Origin of the sequence: uncultured Altibacter sp., assembly GCF_963972995.1 — a bacterium.
Classification (GTDB): domain Bacteria; phylum Bacteroidota; class Bacteroidia; order Flavobacteriales; family Flavobacteriaceae; genus Altibacter.
The window spans coordinates 1-20,289 of the sequence record NZ_CAXAXI010000014.1 but is presented as its reverse complement, the minus strand read 5'-3'; the positions used below and the strand labels follow the sequence as shown (position 1 = coordinate 20,289).

At 42.0% G+C, this 20,289-nt stretch carries 19 protein-coding genes; 18 read left to right on the top strand and 1 reads right to left on the bottom strand.

What is annotated here, in order from left to right; translation table 11 throughout:
- Window positions 1-23 precede the first annotated feature (23 nt).
- The 15 genes from AACZ11_RS07560 (at window position 24) to AACZ11_RS07490 (ending at window position 13,139) form a co-directional block, all read left to right on the top strand.
- On the top strand, window positions 24-1,436 hold the full coding sequence (locus AACZ11_RS07560) for a choice-of-anchor B family protein (protein ID WP_290625796.1): 1,413 nt from the start codon (window positions 24-26) through the stop codon (window positions 1,434-1,436).
- A gap of 13 nt (window positions 1,437-1,449) precedes the next feature.
- Window positions 1,450-2,796, top strand: coding sequence for a hypothetical protein (locus AACZ11_RS07555; RefSeq protein ID WP_290625795.1), 1,347 nt, complete (start codon window positions 1,450-1,452; stop codon window positions 2,794-2,796).
- A gap of 33 nt (window positions 2,797-2,829) precedes the next feature.
- Window positions 2,830-3,603: an MbnP family protein gene (locus tag AACZ11_RS07550; protein WP_290625794.1), complete on the top strand. Its 774-nt coding sequence runs from the start codon at window positions 2,830-2,832 to the stop codon at window positions 3,601-3,603.
- Window positions 3,604-3,610: 7 nt separating this feature from the next.
- Window positions 3,611-4,678, top strand: coding sequence for a cytochrome c peroxidase (locus AACZ11_RS07545; RefSeq protein ID WP_290625793.1), 1,068 nt, complete (start codon window positions 3,611-3,613; stop codon window positions 4,676-4,678).
- Window positions 4,679-4,853: 175 nt separating this feature from the next.
- A complete protein-coding gene (locus tag AACZ11_RS07540; protein WP_290625792.1) occupies window positions 4,854-5,183 on the top strand; it encodes an iron-sulfur cluster assembly accessory protein in 330 nt (109 codons plus the stop codon).
- A 19-nt stretch (window positions 5,184-5,202) separates the two neighbouring features.
- On the top strand, window positions 5,203-6,651 hold the full coding sequence (sufB, locus tag AACZ11_RS07535; RefSeq protein WP_290625791.1) for a Fe-S cluster assembly protein SufB: 1,449 nt from the start codon (window positions 5,203-5,205) through the stop codon (window positions 6,649-6,651).
- A 12-nt stretch (window positions 6,652-6,663) separates the two neighbouring features.
- Window positions 6,664-7,086, top strand: coding sequence for a hypothetical protein (locus AACZ11_RS07530; protein WP_290625790.1), 423 nt, complete (start codon window positions 6,664-6,666; stop codon window positions 7,084-7,086).
- Between the two features lie 2 nt (window positions 7,087-7,088).
- The gene (gene sufC / locus AACZ11_RS07525) at window positions 7,089-7,841 is read left to right on the top strand and encodes a Fe-S cluster assembly ATPase SufC (protein ID WP_290625789.1); all 753 of its coding nucleotides are present in this window, start codon (window positions 7,089-7,091) and stop codon (window positions 7,839-7,841) included.
- A 24-nt stretch (window positions 7,842-7,865) separates the two neighbouring features.
- The gene (gene sufD / locus AACZ11_RS07520; RefSeq protein ID WP_290625788.1) at window positions 7,866-9,182 is read left to right on the top strand and encodes a Fe-S cluster assembly protein SufD; all 1,317 of its coding nucleotides are present in this window, start codon (window positions 7,866-7,868) and stop codon (window positions 9,180-9,182) included.
- Between the two features lie 16 nt (window positions 9,183-9,198).
- Window positions 9,199-10,416, top strand: a complete 1,218-nt coding sequence (locus tag AACZ11_RS07515; RefSeq protein WP_290625787.1) for a cysteine desulfurase — start codon at window positions 9,199-9,201, stop codon at window positions 10,414-10,416.
- 10 nt (window positions 10,417-10,426) lie between these two features.
- Window positions 10,427-10,876 (top strand): META domain-containing protein, encoded by a 450-nt coding sequence (locus tag AACZ11_RS07510; RefSeq protein WP_290625786.1) that lies wholly within the window; start codon window positions 10,427-10,429, stop codon window positions 10,874-10,876.
- Between the two features lie 2 nt (window positions 10,877-10,878).
- Entirely contained in the window at window positions 10,879-11,304 is a 426-nt protein-coding gene (locus tag AACZ11_RS07505; protein ID WP_290625785.1) for a SufE family protein, read from the top strand.
- Window positions 11,305-11,307: 3 nt separating this feature from the next.
- Window positions 11,308-11,634: an SUF system Fe-S cluster assembly protein gene (locus AACZ11_RS07500; protein ID WP_034260222.1), complete on the top strand. Its 327-nt coding sequence runs from the start codon at window positions 11,308-11,310 to the stop codon at window positions 11,632-11,634.
- Complete coding sequence (locus AACZ11_RS07495) at window positions 11,634-12,146, top strand: DUF2480 family protein (protein WP_290625784.1); 513 nt, start codon at window positions 11,634-11,636, stop codon at window positions 12,144-12,146. The genes AACZ11_RS07500 and AACZ11_RS07495 overlap by 1 nt, the downstream gene beginning before the upstream one ends.
- A 99-nt stretch (window positions 12,147-12,245) precedes the next feature.
- Window positions 12,246-13,139 carry a DUF3078 domain-containing protein gene (locus AACZ11_RS07490; RefSeq protein ID WP_290625827.1) on the top strand — a complete coding sequence of 298 codons (894 nt, stop codon included), beginning with the start codon at window positions 12,246-12,248 and terminating at the stop codon, window positions 13,137-13,139.
- Between the two features lie 108 nt (window positions 13,140-13,247).
- Here AACZ11_RS07490 and hflX read toward each other — a convergent pair whose 3' ends face one another.
- Window positions 13,248-14,471, bottom strand: coding sequence for a GTPase HflX (hflX, locus tag AACZ11_RS07485; protein ID WP_290625783.1), 1,224 nt, complete (start codon window positions 14,469-14,471; stop codon window positions 13,248-13,250).
- A 515-nt stretch (window positions 14,472-14,986) separates the two neighbouring features.
- Here hflX and AACZ11_RS07480 point away from each other — a divergent pair.
- From AACZ11_RS07480 to AACZ11_RS07470, 3 genes are all read left to right on the top strand, one after another.
- Window positions 14,987-17,578: a gliding motility-associated C-terminal domain-containing protein gene (locus AACZ11_RS07480; RefSeq protein WP_339832025.1), complete on the top strand. Its 2,592-nt coding sequence runs from the start codon at window positions 14,987-14,989 to the stop codon at window positions 17,576-17,578.
- A 12-nt stretch (window positions 17,579-17,590) separates the two neighbouring features.
- Window positions 17,591-19,729: a choice-of-anchor L domain-containing protein gene (locus AACZ11_RS07475; RefSeq protein WP_339832023.1), complete on the top strand. Its 2,139-nt coding sequence runs from the start codon at window positions 17,591-17,593 to the stop codon at window positions 19,727-19,729.
- A gap of 29 nt (window positions 19,730-19,758) precedes the next feature.
- Window positions 19,759-20,289, top strand: a 531-nt coding sequence (locus tag AACZ11_RS07470; RefSeq protein WP_339832020.1) for a type IX secretion system membrane protein PorP/SprF, incomplete at its 3' end; no start/stop codon positions are given.

Sequence of the window (20,289 nt, the reverse complement as noted above, 5' to 3'; positions counted from 1 at the left end):
CAAAATTAACTCTCAAATACATCATGAAAAAAATAATACTACTTTTAATTTCCTTTACTACAGCATTAACATTTGGACAAACCCCTTGCAGTGGTGGTTTTGCCGGAGGATTTCCATGTGATGGTTATGATCTGCAATCCACTATCTCTCTCGCTCAAATGAATGCGAGTGCAGGTAACGACTCTTGGGGCTGGACAGACCCGGATACTGGGAAGGAATACGCTTTGGTAGGGTTAAACAATGGAACTGCATTTATTGATATATCTGACCCTATTAACCCCATTTACCTTGGTAAATTACCAACACATACCGGCAACAGTACATGGCGCGATGTAAAAGTGTACGCCAATCATGCTTTTGTCGTGAGTGAAGCAGGTGGTCACGGAATGCAGGTCTTCGATCTTACCAGACTTCGCACCGTTACGAACCCTCCCGTTTTCTTTACGGAAGATGCTCACTACAATGGTTTTGGTAGTGCGCACAATATTGTAATTAATGAAGAAAGCGGTTATGCATATGGTGTAGGAACCTCTACATTTAACGGAGGGCCACACTTTGTGAATATTCAGAACCCCACAAACCCTGTAGCTGCCGGAGGATACGGTACAAATGGATATAGCCATGATGCACAGGTGGTTACCTACAATGGGCCGGATTCAGATTATACAGGTCGCGAAATATTAATTGGAAGTAATGAAGATGAGATTGCCATTGTTGACATTACCGATAAAAACAACCCGCAAGGCATAGCAACTATAAGTTATTCGAATGTTGCTTATACGCATCAAGGATGGTTTACCGAAGATCAGCGTTTCTTCATTGTTGGAGATGAATTGGATGAATTGAACATTGGCGGTTCAACCCGAACAATTATTTTCGATTTCAATGATTTGGATAACCCGGAGTTTCATTTTGAATACTTCGGAAACACACCTGCCATAGACCACAATGGATATGTGCGTGGTGATAAATATTATATGGCGAACTACAGAGCCGGAATGCGTGTGTTCGATATTTCAGATATACTCAATAAGAATATTGAAGAAGAAGGTTTCTTCGATAGTTATCCTGAAGGAAATAGCGCAAGTTTTGACGGTGCATGGAATGTGTACCCCTTCTTTGCCAGTGGGAACATCGTAATCAGTGATATCGACCGAGGATTCTTCTTAGTGAGAGATCCTAATTTCTTAGGAGTAAATGATCAAACAGTTGCCGATTTTACCATAATTCCTAACCCGGCAGATACCTTTTTAACTATTTCGACCAATGAGACTCCTCTCAATACTATTGAAATTTATAACCTACTAGGGCAACAAATTATTGATAAAGAAGTAAATAATACAGTATCAGAGCGTTTGGACATCTCATCTTTACCTTCAGGTACATACCTTATCACAATCAATAGTACCACTACTAAACGATTGCTTGTGAAATAAATCCCCCAAAATCATGCTATTTAAAAAGAACCTACTACCTATTTTCCTTGTCCTTATTGTGATGAGCGTGTTCTATGCTTGTGATAAAGATGACAATCCTGTCGATGAACCGGATGACACTGCATTTCAAGGGGTTATTGATTATGTCAAGACCTTTGGCGGCAGTGGTGAAGACGATGCTACATCTATGGTGATTGCCAACGATGGCAACTATGTCCTCTTGGGGTATACCGAGAGTAACGATGGCGACATTACAGACAAGACCGGAACTGACGCGGACTTTTGGGTAATTAAAGTAACTCCTGCGGGAGAACTCCTTTGGAGCAAAACGTATGGAGGTGTTGACACCGACAAAGGCTCCAATATTACCAAAACTTCAGATGGTGGGTATCTGTTAAGTGGGTATAGCACCCCAATTGATGGTGACAATGCCGGATTTCCGGATTACTGGATTGTAAAGATCAATAGCGAAGGAAACCAAATGTGGGATAAATATTATGGCTTTTCGGGCGTTGATCAAGCATTTGATGCCTTCCAAACAAGTGATGGAGGTTATTTTATTACCGGATTTTTAGATGTAACGGCTAGTGGCGGACAAGGGGATGATGACGGAAGAAACCCACAACACGGTGTAGGTGAATTTTGGGGTATTAAATTGGACTCCAATGGCAATACGGTTTGGAGACGTTACTTTGGAGGCACCAATAACGACAGAAGCTATGGAGCACTAGAAACAGCAGATGGTGGCTTTCTTATGACAGGAGCTTCCGAAAGCGATGACTTCGATATTACAGACAGCAAAGGTTCTTACGATTATTGGGCTGTTCGTTTAAACAATGCCGGAGACTTGCTCTGGACGAAGTCGTTTGGCGGCAGTGAGATCGATATAGGATATGCGGTGAGCCACACCAACGACGGCAACTATATTATGGTAGGAGATACACGCAGCACCGATGGCGACATAACAACGCCTTTGGGGAATGCGGATGCTTGGGCTGTAAAATTCAACGATACAGGTGCCATTATTTGGCAAAATACCTATGGTGGAAATCAGTTTGAATCGGCTAGAAGTGTTGTGTCGACCAACGATGGCAACTATATTATAACAGCCTCTTCCAGAAGTGCAAACGGAGATCTTACATCCAATAAGGGATTGAACGATGCTTGGGTATATATGATCAACGAACAAGGAGGAATAGAATTTCAAATGTCAGTAGGCGGATCTAAATTGGATTTTGCAAACAAAGGGGTGAAGACACCGGACGGTAAGATAGTGGTAATAGGAAATTCGGAGAGTAGTGATGGTGACATTCCTCAAAATCGAGGCACAAAGGATCTGCTTCTTTATAAAATAAAATAATTATTTAATATCCATTAGTAATCCCCCTTAGAAATGACAAAAATTGCCCTCTTGACCTTGATCGCCATTGTAGCATTTGGATGCAACAACGACGATGACACGACCGCAACACCCGTAAGTGTCGACCTAAGATTTACCCATAATTGGGATGGAGATGCGATCGCAAACTCAGACTTCGATCAAATCCAGTATACCAATGCGCACGGTGAACAACTAAGTCTTTCAAAATTGGTCTACCTAATTTCAGATGTGACCTTTACAAATTCCAGCGGCGTTGCGTTTGATGCAGGCGATTACAATTTAGTGAATGTTCGAGAACAGTCTAATTTGACGTTTACCCCGAATGTCCAAATCCCTCCGGGAGATTACAATGTCACTTTTACGTTTGGTTTTGATGACGAAGACAACATAGACGGCGTTTATCAAGATCTTAACTCTGCAGATGGCGGATGGAATGTTCCCATGATGCTTGGCGGCGGTTATCACTACATGCGAATGGAAGGAAAGTTTATAGACAACACCGCTGCTGAAATTGGCTATGCGTATCACACCATCCGTGCAGCCGATACGAGCACGACACCGGTAACGACTCAAGACACTTCTTTCGAGGTAGACCTGGGGACAGTAACCATCGGTAACAATACCGAGATCGAAGTAGAAATGAACGTGGCAGAATGGTACAAAAATCCAAATGAATGGAACTTGAACGATCTGCACACTGTATTGATGCCTAACTTCATGGCACAGATCATGATGTCCCAAAACGGAACTTCTGTCTTTAGCAGAGGTACCGTGACCCAAAATTAAATATACAATGCGCTTTTTAGCACTTATCTTTATTTCCATACTGTGTTTCGCTTGTACCGAGGCTGACGATACGGGTCCGGAATACGAGGCTACACCCAGTCCGTTGGAAATTCCGCAATTGTTTCGGGATAAATTGATACCACCGGTCGTTCCGGCAGACAATCCACAAACTGTTGAAGGCATTGCTTTAGGTAAAAAGTTATTCTTTGATCCTATACTTTCCGCAGATGGAACTCAAGCTTGTGCTTCATGCCATAATCCGCAAAATGCTTTTACCGATGAAAGACAATTCAGCATTGGGATCGATGGCATCGCAGGAAATCGCAATTCCATGCCCATATTCAATATGGCGTGGAATTTTAATGAGGAATTTTTTTGGGACGGTAGAGCCGCTACGTTGGAAGTGCAGGCATTAGAACCTGTTACAAATCCAATTGAAATGCACAATACGTGGGAAAATGCTTCAGCCAGTCTGCTGGCCGATGCCGAGTATCCCGAATTGTTTGAAGCTGCCTTCGGAACAAGGGCCATCAACAGTGATCTGGCTACAAAGGCATTAGCACAGTTCATGCGAACACTGATCTCTGCAAATTCAAGATTTGATAAATATCTTTTAGGAGAATTGGAATTAACTCCTTCTGAAGCAAACGGACTGGAAGTGTTCATGGACGAAAGCAGAGGGGATTGTTTTCATTGTCACGGCAACCCGAACAACCCGTTATGGACCGATAATATCTTTCATAATAATGGCCTTGACGCCACAATTACCGATAAAGGCAGAGGAAATGTTACCGGGGATCCACGTGAGTTTGGACTTTTTAAAACACCTTCGCTTCGGAATTTAGCATACACCGCCCCGTATATGCATGATGGGCGTTTTGCAACTCTAGATGAGGTGATCGATCACTACAGCGAAGGATTGGTCTATTCTGAAACGATTGATCCACTCATGAAAACTGTTGCTGAAGGTGGTGTACAACTTACGGAGCAGGACAAAGCCGATTTGAAAGCTTTTTTGCTTTCGCTATCAGATCCTTCCTTTATTAACAATCCGAATTTTAGAGCTCCGGACTAAAATATTAATACAATTAAACAGAAGCCGCAAATCCTTTTTCTAAACGCTGAAAAAGGATTTGTTAATTATTAGCTTAATCTATAATTGTATAAGTCATATTTTGTGTCGAACTATGGTTAAAACGGGCATTTACCGTATATTTGCACTCTAATTTAGAACAAATCTATATAAACGAATGATAAAGGTTAGTGAAACAGCCAAGTCCAGGATCTCTCAATTAATGCGGGAAGACGGCTTTGACGTAAGCAGCGACTTCGTACGCGTAGGCGTTAAGAGCGGTGGTTGCTCCGGCTTGTCGTATGAACTCACTTTTGATAAAGCACTAGGTGATACCGATAAGCTTTTCGAGGATACTCCGGTAAAGATCGTGGTCGATAAAAAAAGTTTTTTATATCTCGTGGGAACCACTTTGGAATATAGTGGCGGGCTCAACGGAAAAGGATTTGTTTTCAACAACCCCAATGCCAACAGGACTTGCGGTTGTGGAGAAAGTTTCTCATTATAAAATGTGTTGAAAAAGGAATATGGGTAAGTTTACTGAAGACGATTTAAAGAAAGAACTCGAAACCAAGGAATACGAGTACGGATTTTATACCGATATAGAATCTGAAACTTTTCCTGTGGGATTGAACGAGGAAATCGTTCGTGCCATTTCAATGAAAAAGGAAGAGCCGGAATGGATGACCCAATGGCGTTTGGAATCTTTCCGTTATTGGCAAGAGATGGTTGAGCCGGATTGGGCAAATGTAACCTATGAAAAGCCGGATTTTCAGAATATATCATACTATTCGGCTCCTAATAAAAAGCCTAAATACGATAGCATAGACGAGGTAGACCCCGAATTACTAGAGACCTTTAAAAAGCTGGGGATCTCACTTGAAGAGCAAAAAAAATTAGCCGGAGTTGCCGTTGACATCGTAATGGATTCGGTTTCGGTGGCAACTACGTTCAAAAAAACACTAGCAGAAAAAGGAATCATCTTTTGTTCTATTTCCGAAGCGATCAAAGAACACCCTGAATTGGTGAAAAAATACATAGGAACCGTTGTTCCGCAGCGAGATAACTTTTACGCAGCTCTCAACAGTGCTGTATTTAGTGATGGTTCTTTCTGTTATATTCCAAAGGGAGTGAGATGTCCCATGGAACTTTCTACCTATTTCAGGATCAATCAAGCCGGTACAGGCCAATTTGAAAGAACCTTGGTCATCGCAGATAAAGGCAGTTATGTGAGTTATTTGGAAGGATGTACGGCTCCAAGTCGTGATGAGAATCAATTACACGCCGCCGTTGTAGAACTCATTGCTTTGGAAGATGCTGAAATAAAATACTCCACCGTTCAAAATTGGTTTCCCGGAAATAAAGAAGGAAAAGGCGGGGTGTACAATTTCGTGACCAAACGCGGAATCTGTGAGACCAATGCTAAGATTTCATGGACTCAAGTAGAAACCGGAAGTGCCATTACCTGGAAATACCCTAGCTGTATCTTAAAAGGAGATAATTCTATTGGCGAATTCTATTCCATTGCTGTAACCAACAATTTTCAGCAAGCCGATACCGGCACTAAAATGATCCACTTAGGCAAGAACACTAAAAGTACGATCATCTCCAAGGGGATTTCGGCAGGAAGATCTCAAAACAGCTATCGCGGTCTAGTGAAGATTAGTCCCAATGCCGACAATGCACGAAACTTCTCGCAGTGTGATTCGTTGCTTATGGGTAACAAATGTGGCGCACATACGTTTCCATATATTGAAGCAAAGAATAAGACCGCCCAAGTAGAACATGAAGCCACCACCAGTAAGATCGGGGAAGACCAGATCTTCTATTGCAATCAGCGTGGGATCGATACCGAAAAGGCCATTGCACTTATTGTAAATGGATTTAGCAAGGAAGTATTGAACAAGCTCCCTATGGAATTTGCCGTGGAAGCACAAAAGTTATTAGAAATAAGCCTGGAAGGCTCTGTTGGTTAATCTATGAAAAGTATGAAAAAAATCGTTTTTGCCATCGCCTTATCAATGGCGTTCATTTCGTGTAAGAATGCTGAAGAAAAAATGCCTGAAGAAAGTAATGAAACTTCAGAGATCACTACCAATTCTGAAACTGCAAACCGTTACAACATTCATTATAAAGGAGAATTCATCTATCTAGCAGATGGCGCTGTACTCAAGGGGAATAATTTCATATTTGGTGTTACTCAAAATGAAAAGGCATTAGAATTGTCCAAAAGGGTTGCCCCTGTAAAAAAAGATGAGTTTGATATGGTTCCTGTTGTTGTAAAAGGGACAGTAGAAAGAAAAAAAGCGAATGAAGAAGGATGGGAGCAGGTATTGACCATAACCGAAATTATTAGTGTTAGTGATACACCTGCCACTCCTGATGTTAAAATAGAAGCAAAGAAAAACTAAGTATGTTACACATAAACAATTTACACGCCGGTGTCGAAGGCAAGGATATATTGAAGGGTATCAACCTGGAAGTTAAAGCCGGAGAGGTTCATGCCATCATGGGTCCCAACGGTTCCGGGAAGAGTACTTTGGCCTCTGTGATCGCCGGTAAGGAAGAATTCGAGATGCATCAAGGGGCCTTAACCTTAGACGGGGAAGATATTTCAGAATTGGATCCGGAAGAGCGCGCACACAAAGGAATCTTTTTGTCATTTCAATACCCCGTAGAGATTCCGGGCGTATCGGTCACCAATTTTATCAAGACCGCGATCAACGAAACACGTAAGGCGAAAGGCTTAGAGGATATGCCTGCCGCCGAAATGCTTAAAATGATCAAAGAAAAGGCAGATATGCTGGAGATCGATCGTAAGTTCTTATCTCGCTCCCTCAATGAAGGATTCTCGGGAGGCGAAAAAAAACGGAACGAGATCTTTCAACTGGCCATGATGGAGCCCAAACTTGCGATCCTGGATGAGACCGATTCCGGCTTGGATATTGACGCCCTAAAGGTGGTAGCCAACGGGGTGAACAAATTGAAGAGCAAAGAGAATGCAGTGGTAGTGATCACACATTACCAACGTTTGTTGGATTACATTGTACCGGATTTTGTACATGTACTCATGGATGGTAAGATCGTGAAATCCGGCGGGAAGGAATTGGCCTACGAATTGGAAGAAAAAGGATACGACTGGATCAAAGAAGAAGTGAACGCATAAGCGTAACATGAAGCAGCAAACACTATGAGTTTAAAAGATAAATTACTATCCTCTTACCTCGCTTTCGAAGACAATTTGGAGCAAGACTCCCCTATTCATGATCTTAGAAATGAGGCTATCAAAATATTCGAATTGAAAGGATTTCCTTCCAAAAAGGAAGAAGCCTGGAAGTATACTTCACTTAATTCATTACTGAAGACTGACTACAGTGTATTTCCGAAGCAATTGGAGCGTTCTATAGAATTCAAGGAGGTTAAAAAATATTTTCTACACGATATCGATACCTATAAGATCGTGTTCGTTGATGGTGTATATAGTTCTTTCCTTTCTGAAACGACACACGATAAGCTTGATGTGTGTTTGATGTCTTCGGCTTTGAACAAAGCAAAATACAAGCCCGTAGTTGAAGCATACTTCAATAAAGCTGCCAAGCAAGAAAGCCTTACGGCATTGAATACCGCATTCGCAAAAGAAGGTGCGTACATCCATATCCCGAAACACAAGGAAGTAGAAAAGCCTATCGAGATCATCAATTTCTCAACCGGAAACGAAGCTGCAGTGTTCCTGCAGCCGCGAAATCTGATCGTAGTAGGTGAAAACGCGCATGTTCAAATAATAGAACGACACCAAAGTCTTTCCGAAAATGAAGTCCTTACCAACTGTGTGACCGAAATTTTTGCCGAAAAACGTGCGCATGTAGACTATTATAAAATACAAAATAACGTGCCGACCGCTTCTCTTATTGATACGACCTATATTTCGCAGCAGCGGGACTCCGATTGTAATGTGCATACCTTTTCCTTTGGTGGCAAGCTTACACGTAATAATCTCAATTTCTATCAAGAAGGAGAACACTGTAATTCTACGTTAAAAGGTATTACCATCCTTGAAGACAGACAACATGTGGATCATAACACTTTGGTTCACCATATCGCGCCAAATTGTGAAAGCCATCAAGATTATAAAGGAATTTTCGGTGATGCTTCTACCGGTGTCTTCAACGGAAGAGTGATCGTAGAAAAAGATGCACAGAAGACAGATGCTTTCCAACAGAACAACAACATATTAATCGATGACAAGGCAACGATCAATGCTAAACCGCAATTAGAGATCTTTGCAGATGATGTAAAGTGTTCACATGGGTGCACCATTGGACAATTGGATGAAGAAGCCATGTTCTATATGCGTTCGCGCGGCATTGGAAAGAAAGAGGCGCGTGCCCTTCTTATGTATGCTTTTGCAAACAATGTACTGGAAAGTGTAAAAATACCGGAACTAAAACGACGTATCAACAAGCTTATTGCAAATAAGATTGGGGTAAGTTTGGGCTTCGAAATTTAACCCTTAAACCTCAATTATGGCGTTGGATGTTCAAAAAATACGAGCCGATTTCCCCATCTTGCAGCGCCAAGTGAACGGGCACCCCTTGGTGTATTTGGACAATGCTGCCACCTCTCAAAAACCACAGGTGGTTATAGATGCGATTGTGGATTATTATTCAAACTACAACGCCAATATCCATCGCGGAGTTCACAGTTTGTCACAAGAAGCGACCGATGTCTATGAAGCGGCTCGAAATAAGATTCAACAGCATTTTGGTATTCAACATGCGCACGAAGTGATCTTCACCGCCGGAACCACTCACGGTATTAATTTGATAGCATCAGGCTTTTCGTCATTCTTGAAAAAAGGAAATGAGATCATTGTTTCAGCCTTAGAACACCATTCAAATATTGTCCCATGGCAAATGCTGTGTGAACGAACCGGCGCCACCTTACAAGTCATCCCCATGAAGGAAGATGGCACCCTTGATCTTTCTGCATACATCAGCTTACTTTCAGAAAAAACAAAACTCGTATTTGTCAACCATATTTCAAATGCATTAGGCACGATAAATCCTATTGAAACCATCATTCAAAAAGCGCACGAAGTCGGGGCTGCTGTGCTTATTGACGGGGCACAGGCATGCTCGCACATTAAACCCGATCTGGCAGCGTTGGATGTGGATTTCTATGTAACCTCTGCACACAAGATGTGTGGACCTACAGGTGTAGGTATGCTCTACGGAAAAGAAGTATGGCTCAAGAAATTACCTCCGTATCAAGGCGGCGGAGAAATGATAAAAGAGGTTTCTTTTGAAAAAACCACCTATGCCGATCTCCCTCATAAATTTGAAGCGGGCACACCCAATATTTCAGGAGGTATTGCATTTGGTGCGGCAATTGATTATCTTAACAATATTGGTTTTGATGCCATCGAAGCGCATGAAAAAGGTTTGCTGGAATATGCCACCGAACAGCTTCTGCAAATCGAAGGGTTGCGTATCTATGGAACAGGTGTAAAAAAGACATCGGTGATCTCCTTCAATATTGAGGGCATACATCCATACGACATTGGTACCATTGTTGATAAATTAGGGATTGCGGTGAGAACCGGACACCACTGCGCACAACCTATTATGGATTTTTACAAGATTCCCGGTACCGTGCGTGCATCTTTCGCATTTTACAATACAAAAGAAGAAGTAGACCGGTTGGTAGCAGCTGTGTCGAAAGCAAAACAAATGCTCACTTAAAAACAAGAAAATGAAAACACTATCATTAGCATTCACACTCGTCCTCGCCTTCATGATCCTTGGTTGTGACGAAACAAAAAAAGTAATCGACGTGGCAGGAAATGTTCAACTTTCAGGGGCTTACAATATCACTTCGGTAGAAGGGATTGCTGTACCCGGAAATTCAGAAAAAAATGTATTTATTTCATTCGCCGCATTAGACAAGTCGGTTCGTGGAAATACGGGTTGTAATACGTTCTTCGGAAATTACACCTTGGACCTCTACGCGCTTTCATTTAAAGACATTGCCGTAACCGAAATGGCTTGCGAAAAGCCTGTCATGGACATAGAGCAAGGCGTATTGGCAGCGCTTAGAAACACAGGCTCCTATGGGCTTCAGAACAACATACTTACTCTTTATTCTAAGAACGATCGCAGCGTGCTTCTAACCGCACAAAAAGACACAAAAGAATCGAATTAGTTATGACCATTAAGACCATACAGGAAGAATTGATCGATGAGTTCGCCATGTTCGAAGACTGGATGCAAAAGTATGAATACATGATCGAACTAGGCAAGTCCTTACCGCTTATCGAGCCCTCGTTAAAGACGGAAGATAAGTTGATTAAAGGCTGTCAATCCAAAGTATGGTTACATTCAGAATTGAAGGATGGTAAAGTGCGTTTTACCGCCGACAGCGATGCGATTATTACCAAAGGGATCGTGGCGATCTTGGTAAGAGTCTTCTCAAATCAGTCCCCGGAAGCTATTTTGGCAGCAGACACCTCCTTTATTGATGAAATAGGCTTAAAAGAACACCTATCCCCTACCCGGGCCAATGGTTTGGTGTCCATGATCAAGCAAATGAAACTGGATGCCATTGCCTATCAAACCCAATTAAAAACGTAACCTATGGAAACTACACCAATTGATACTACCGAATTAGGAGAAAAGATCGTAAAGGTATTAAAGACCATCTACGACCCGGAAATTCCTGTCGATATATACGAATTAGGTCTTATCTATGATGTTTTTGTCAATGAAGATGCCGAAGTGAAGATTTTAATGACCTTGACCACACCTAACTGTCCGGTTGCCGAAACACTTCCGGTAGAGGTAGAGGACAAAGTAAAATCGATAAAGATGATAAAGGATGCCGAAGTGGAGATCACCTTCGATCCTCCATGGACTCAGGACCTTATGAGTGAAGAAGCGAAATTGGAACTGGGCATGTTATAATGGAGAAGGAAATTATAAATAGAGTTGCCAACAGCAAACTAGTTACCATTGATCTGGAGGAATATTATCCGGCAGGAAACCGTTTGCAACTGGATATTGCACCTTGGTTATTGGAGGGCATCGTTCTAAAAGAAAACGACTTCCGCAGCCATGTCTTAGAGACCGACTGGTCACAATACAAAGATTGCTTTATAGCTCTTTATTGCAGCACTGACGCGATCATTCCCGGCTGGGCATATATGTTACTTAGTGTCGCTCTGGCTCCTTACGCGAAAAAAGTTACGGTTGGTTCTCTCGAAATGCTGGAAACTGCTATCTTTTCGGAAATTATTAGTGATCTTTCTATTGAAGAGTACAAAGATAAGCCCGTGATTATTAAAGGCTGTTCTCATAAGCCCATCCCCCCGACTGCTTACACATTACTTGCTCAAAAGCTTCAGCCCGTTGCACAGAGTATTATGTATGGAGAGGCCTGTTCATCTGTGCCGCTATTCAAAAAAAACCGGCAGTAAAATAACACGCTTTACGTTGTAAATTTCGCAGTATTTACAAGATTTTTTATTTCAGAAAGTAAAAAGAAAAAGTACATTTGTTTTATCAAAACCTAAATGATGAGAAAATTAACCTATCTATTTCTTCTCTGTCTCCCATTTTCACTATACGCTCAAGACGCTGAAGAAAAAGAAGCCCCAAAGGATGGTTGGACCAAAGGAGGAAACATTTCGCTACTGTTTAGCCAAGCGGCATTTAATGAAGAATGGACCGGTGGAGGAACATCCAACTATGCGGCTAATTTGAACCTAACGTATGACTTCAATTACCGTCAGGGTCCTCTGGTTTGGGACAATCGTATTATTGCAGATTACGGGATCACAAAAACCAGAGAGCAGGAATTTACGCGAAAAACCAACGATCGTTTAGAGTTGAACTCTGTTTTGGGAAAACAGATTAAAGAAAGCAATTGGTATTACTCTTATTTCCTAAATTTTAAAACTCAGTTTTCATCGGGATACGAATACGGAGAAGATGCAGCCGGCAATGAGGTACGAACCGAAACAACGAAGTTTTTATCTCCCGGGTATTTACAAACCGGCCCCGGACTGCTATGGAAAAAGAGCGATGATCTTAGCATAAATATATCACCTGCCACGGCTAAACTTATTTTTGTCGACAATGCTTTCACAAGTGTTCCCGGCTATGTAGATGGAGATTATTTTGGTGTAGATATGGGAGAATCAACACGTTTTGAATTTGGTGCCTCGGTAAACGGATATGCTAAATTTGACCTAATGAAGAATGTAACTTTGGAGAATATCCTTAACTTGTATTCTAATTATTTGGAAGACCCCCAAAATATTGATATTGACTACACGCTTAATCTTATTATGGCTGTCAACAAATTTATTACTGCCAATGCGACATTTCAAGCAATATATGATGACAATGCCGTGCAAGCATTTCAGATCAGGGAAGCGTTAGGGATAGGTATAACTTATGGTTTTTAATTCTCTAAAAGTTAGGTAAGCAGTAGCGTCATGTGAACCGATCGATGTTTTTATATCTTTGGTTAGTTAGTCTTCGAAAGGTTCATGCTACAAACGAAAAGCCGTCTCTTATGACGGCTTTTCTGTTTCTTCGGTGTACGCATCGTACAGAAAGTGGTTGTATGGGAACCTACTTACATGTATCTCCTTCACCTTTTCATAGACAAGCCGTCTAAATTCTTCAAAATTTTCTTTTTCTAAGGCCGAAATAAAGATCGCTTCCGGGTTTGAAGTATGCATCCAGGTACGTTTCCAATCTTCTAGAGAATAATGCGCCTTGGTCTTTTCGGTCATTAGATCGTCCGCGTCTATCGTTTCAGGTTCGTATGCATCGATCTTGTTGAAAACCATGATCGTTGGTTTATCGGCACTCTCAATCTCGTCCAAGATCTTATTTACGGAGGCAATATGATCTTCAAATGAAGGGTGCGAGATATCGACAACGTGCAAAAGAAGATCGGCTTCTCGTACTTCATCTAAGGTGCTTTTAAAGGATTCTACCAATTGTGTGGGTAATTTTCGAATGAATCCAACAGTATCGGTCAACAAGAACGGCAGGTTGCCTATAACTACCTTGCGAACGGTAGTATCCAGAGTAGCGAAGAGTTTGTTCTCCGCAAAAACGTCACTCTTGCTAATAACATTCATTAAGGTAGATTTACCCACATTGGTATATCCCACCAAAGCCACGCGTACCAGAGAACCCCGATTTCCACGTTGTACCGCCATTTGCTTGTCTATGGTCGTGATCTTCTTTTTCAACAATGCGATCCGGTCGCGAACGATTCGGCGGTCGGTTTCTATTTCGGTCTCACCCGGACCGCGCATTCCAATTCCCCCTCGTTGTCGCTCCAAGTGAGTCCACATACCTGCCAAACGAGGCAATAAATATTCATACTGAGCCAATTCTACTTGGGTTCGAGCATAGCTTGTTTGTGCCCGTTGAGCGAATATATCTAAAATGAGATTGGTTCGGTCAATGATCTTACATTGCAGGATCTTCTCAATGTTCTTTTGCTGTGCAGGAGACAGTTCATCGTCAAAAATGGCAACACCTATGTCATTATCTTCTACAAATTGGCGTACTTCTTCTAGTTTACCCGTTCCAATAAATGTCTTAGGATTGGGCATTTCCATTTTTTGTACAAAGCGTTTCAGTACTTCTCCTCCTGCGGTATAGGCTAAAAACTCCAGTTCATCCAAATACTCCTTAGACTTATCCTCATCCTGTTGTTGGGTGATAAGGCCAATGAGTATGGTCTTTTCGTAATCTAGTTCAGTCTTTTCAAGCATATTTTCAATTTCTTTCACAAAGGTACAAAACACATGGCACTGCTTTTTTCTATTTTACATGTAATTAACAATCAATGCAAGATGTCTTGATCGCTACCAAAAATTAGTCCTGTCCACGCGATAAATTGATAAATTTTCTTGCTCTCAATTTTTTTTAGTGGCAAGAAGAAAGATTTTCCTTTGACTATGCCACATCACAATCTACACAACCTTAACGAGTTTGATGGAAGCTCTTATGAAAATTAACAGTGGGCATAAACAGAAAAATAAGTGTAGTGAGAAAAAAGTGATTATTTCCAGTCTCTGCGACTTTTACAATTCATTAAAATTAACGTATATTTAACACGGCTTTAATCGGAAAATTCTTGCGGTACGTCTAAAAATTATCACAGGAATTTTATAATTGAGAAAATTATATAATTTAGTGCGCAATAACACCCAACCTCAACTATATGGATTTACTATTATCCCCTACATTAACTTCTAACCTTTCCAAAATGTTAACACATACTGCAATGAGTGCTAAAATCTATTTAGCGCTTTTTTTATTTTTTACAACAGCACTTTCTTTTGGTCAAACTACCGTCGATTGTTCTGCAAATCCGTTAAACAATACATTTTGTTATGCTAATAACGACAATTCGTCATTTGAATTTCAAAGCTCCAATGGGTTTCCGTTGCGAATTGTTTTCAATTCCGGTACCGTAGAGAACAATTTTGATGAGGTGGTAATCCTCGATTCCAATGGGATCACCGATCTTAATGAAGAAACTCCTTATGGGAATAACGGCGATCTTACCGGTTTGACCTATACTTCTTCGGGAGATACCATCACTGTAATGATCACGTCCGATGTTTCAAATAGTTGTCAGTCCGGCGGGCAGACCGCTTGGGATTACGATGTTTTTTGCACTAGCTGTCTTAATCCTGAAGTGAGTTTTGCTACCGAAGGGAACTGTGATGGTGACGGTGAGTTCTTTATAAACGTTGATGTTACCGATCTAGGTTCGGCATCAGCTCTGGAGATAACAGACGATCAAGGCTCCACCCCTGTAAGTGCTCCGGGAACCGGCACCTACCAAATAGGTCCGTACGTGCCTTTTACCAATGTTATTGTTACCGTGACCAATCTTGATGATACCAGTTGTGCCGTAAGTAGCGATCCACTCACTTTTGTATGTATTGGTGATGGTGGCTGTGAACTTCTTAACGCAGGTCCCGATGTGATTTTATCTTGTGAAACACCCTGTACTGAATTAGAAGCAGAGATCATCGCTGTACCAAGACTAACAACTTCGTCTTATTTGGTACAAGGTCCCATATGCGATCTTCCTCCTGTTTCAGGGGGAACGCCAACCAACTTAGTAATTGACGACCGTTGGAGCGATGTGATCACGATCCCTTTTACCTTTAATTATTTTCAGAATGATTATACCCAATTGGTAATGGCGGCCAACGGACAGATCTCGTTCGACACCTCTCTTGCTAACCAATTTAATGGATGGAACAGTGCTCCGGAAGATCTTTTGCCTTATACCGATAGCAACTTCCCTCTCAATACCATCTATGGTGCATTTCATGACTTAAATCCTGCGGTCAATCCTGATCCGGCAAGGATCAACTACTTTGTAACCGGGGAAGCTCCGTTTAGGATATTTGTACTAAACTTCAATAATGTCCCACATTTTGGAAGTTCTTGTGACAGTACCTTTTTTACAACACAGCAGATTTTACTGTACGAATCTTTAAATGTCATTGATGTTAACCTTATCAACAAGCCAAGTTGTCCAGGTTGGAATGAAGGGTTGGCCACATTAGGCATCATGGGTAACGACCTCACCGAATTTAGTGTACCTCCGGGCCGTAACACCGGGGTTTGGGAAGCCACTAACGAAAATTGGCGTTTTGTTCCCAATGGGGAACCCACCGGAGCAAGTTCTTTCCAATGGTTGGACCCAACTGGTGCCGTTATTGGAACATCACCAAGAATTACCGTATGCCCCACCGAAGATACTGTCTATACAGCCGTACTTACTACCGAATTGGAAGACGGGTCAACCGAAGTACGAATGGACGAAGTGCTGGTGGAACTCGAGCTGTCTTTTGCCATAGAAGTAACCCCCGATGTACAGGCGTGCGACCAAGAATCGGCAGATCTTTCGGTAACTGTAAGTGGCAGTGGTGCACCAAACGCTACTATTCTATGGAGTACGGGAGAAACTACTCCCACGATTACAGTAAGTGAATCTGGTGATTATACGGTAACCGTTACTGTTGAAAACTGCAGCCTTGAAAAAACGATCAATGTTCAGTTGGAGGATAGTCCGGTGATCGATCTGGGGGCCGATATCGAGACTTGTTTCGAAGCGCCAGTTATCTTAGACGCCTCCCCTACTAACTTCGACCCTGCTATTGCTACGTACGAATGGAGCAAGGATGGTATTGTGTTAGCTTCAGAAACAGATGCGACATTGGTCGTGACCGAACTGGGTGAATATAGTGTTGTTGTAACCATAGGCTTCTGCTCTAGCACCGACAGTATTTTGATAGAACCTAGAAGCGACCTTGAGGTTACGGCAGGTGACGACTTCAAGACCTGTGCCAACGACATACGAACCATAACAGCCACCACCGATGAAACTAATGTTTCCTATCAATGGCTCCTTAACGGTGAACTTATACCCGGCGAAACCGGAAGCAGTATTGAAATTTCTTTCGAACCAAATACTGTGGGAACCCAAACCTATACAGTAATCATCACCAAAGGAGATTGTACAGGTTCCGATAGTGTGGATATCACGCTTTACGAAATTGGTCAATGTGTTATCTCTGAAGGATTGTCTCCAAACGGAGACGGGATGAACGATTGTCTTGATCTGGAATATCTGGTCGACCGAACCGGAGCTTTTTCAGTAGAAATATTTAACCGCTTAGGAACAAGCGTCTATAGCAAATCCAATTACTTGAATGAATGGTGCGGGCAAGATAATAACAACGCCCAGCTCACTACGGGTACCTATTTCTATGTAATTAAGTTCGATCAACCCGATCAAGAATTCGGCGCCGTGAAAAGTGGTTGGATCTACGTAAATACCCAATCTAATTAATACTGGAAACGAATGAAAAGAAAACTATTAATTCTAATATGTCTAAGTTCCTTCATTACACAGGCCCAATCGATTGTGGTCAATGATGTGAACGATTCTCAAACAAACCTTACCGCCGAAGAACTTATACAGGAGGTACTGGTTAGTGGTAGTTCTTGTGTGGAAATTGAGTTGACAAACTTGGCTGAAAATCCCAACGGAACTTCCAATATCAATGAACGCAGTTGGGGCTATTTTCGAGACGGAGGCTCAAATTTCCCTTTTTCTGAAGGAATCATCCTCTCCTCGGGCTTCGCTGTAAGTGCCGAAGGGCCTAATGATAACACAGGAACGTCAGACGGTAGTTCCTTCGACTGGCCGGGAGATGTGGATATCGAGGCCATCCTGAATAATCTCTACGGAACCTCCGTAGATACTAATAACGCCACGGTATTTGAATTTACGTTTAGCTCAAGTCTTAGCGAGATCGATTTCGAATTTATTTTTGCTTCGGAAGAATATGAGGACCAATTTGAATGTAGTGACCTTTTTAGAGATGGTTTTGTATTTCTTCTGAAGGGTCCCGGAATTCCGGATGATTCAGGTGCTCCCTTTGGCGGAACCAATATAGCTGCCATTGAAGGGTCTAACAACGTATTAGTAAGTACGGCTACGATCCACTTAGATCCGGCAGATGATCCCGTAAATGGATTCCTTTGCGGAGGAGAGGTGCCGGGAGTAAACTACTTTCCTGAATTCTATGTAAGTAATGATAATGACAATACCAATGACGTACCCATACAGTTCGATGGACTTACGGCTTCATTGACAACGGCTACCGTAAATATTGTGCCCAATGAGGTCTATACCATAAAGCTTGTGATCGCCGATCGAGGTGATGCTTCATTCGACTCGGCAGTGTTCTTAAAGGCAGGTAGTTTTAATATAGGTAATGTAGATCTTGGGGATGATATTTTATTGGGTTCCGGAGATGCCGTTTGCGAAAATACAGAAGTTACCTTAGACGCCGGTTTTGTTGATGGAGGGACGTACAAGTGGTTTAAAGATGGTGTTGAGATTCCTAATGAAACAAATCAAACACTCGTAATAACTGAGACGGGTTTATACGCCGTAGAGATCGAACTGATCAATTCCGAATGTGTGTTAAACGATGAGATCCTTGTGGAGTTCTTCCCTAACCCCGATTTTGATCTGGGAGATGATCGCCTTGTTTGTGAAGATGAGACCATTATTCTAGACGCAACGGTAACCAATCCGGACGAACTGTCGGACCTCAGTTATATGTGGCTAAAAGACGGAGTAGAGATCCCGGGAGAAACTAATAGTACCCTTGAAGTTTCAGAAACAGGAACCTACAGTGCGGTGGTCACAGGAAATGGTTGTGAGATCACTCAAGAAGTTTTTGTAGAGAAAATTGCATTCACCGTAGATATAGGAGACCTTATCGAGCCCTGTGGTGATTCCAGTTACGAGATTGTTCCGGTTATCGTGGGTCAAGATCCTGTTAATGCTACCTACCTATGGAGCACAGGGGAAACAACGCCTACCATTACCGTATCGGAAGATGGCGTTTACAGTGTGGAGGTTACTATTTTTGGGTGTGTGGAAACAGACGATGTGACCATAAACTTTAGAACCCTTCCCGAAGTAGAGCTGGGAGAAACCATCATTAAATGCGCCCAAGATGTGGCAATTTTAAATGCAACGCCCATAAATACCGATCCAAGCTCGGTTACCTATACATGGTTCTTGGATGGTGGTGTCATTGAGGGAGCTACCGGCACTATGCTTGAGGCTACCGAAGCCGGCATCTATACGGTAGACATCAATGATGATGGCTGTATTGGTTCCGATTCAATAGAAATAACTTTTTACGACAATGAGAATTGTGTGATTTCCCAAGGGATCTCCCCTAACGGTGACGGACAGAATGACTTCTTGGATCTTACCTTTTTGGATGACAAGGAAGACATTAAAAAACTCTCAATTTTTAACAGAGACGGTCGCATTGTATATGAAAAGACGGAATACATCAACGAATGGGCAGGAAATACCACAGACGGAGCAGAACTTCCTGTGGGGACGTATTACTACGTCATCGAATTAAATGCTAACGATCCGGTCACCGGATGGATCTATCTAAACAAATAACCAACTAATAATATAAACAATCTAGTATAATGAAAAAACTATCGCTATTAGTACTCTTAGTAAGTATACTGTGTATCGATTATGCTTCGGCTCAGCAAGACCCGCAGTATACACAATATATGTACAATATGAATGTGGTCAACCCCGCCTATGCAGGGAGCAAAGAAAGCTTATCGGTCACCGCTTTGTACCGTAAACAGTGGTCTGGATTTGAAGGTGCCCCGGAGACCATCACCTTTGCAGCACATTCTCCCATAAGCGACAAAATAGGCTTAGGACTCTCTGCCATAAAGGACGAATTGGGTCCCATTAAGGAAACCAATGTTTTTGCAGATTTTTCCTATACACTACAAGTAAGCGAAAGTCTCAAACTGGCTTTGGGTTTAAAAGCAGGTGCTACATTTCACGATGTAGGTTTGGTGGATCTGGAACTACAGGACCCAAACGACCCGTTTTTCTCTCAAGACATTAACAATACCTATCCCAATGTGGGGGCAGGTGCCTTTTTATATGCCGAAAACTTCTATTTGGGACTTTCTGTTCCCAATCTATTGAATTCT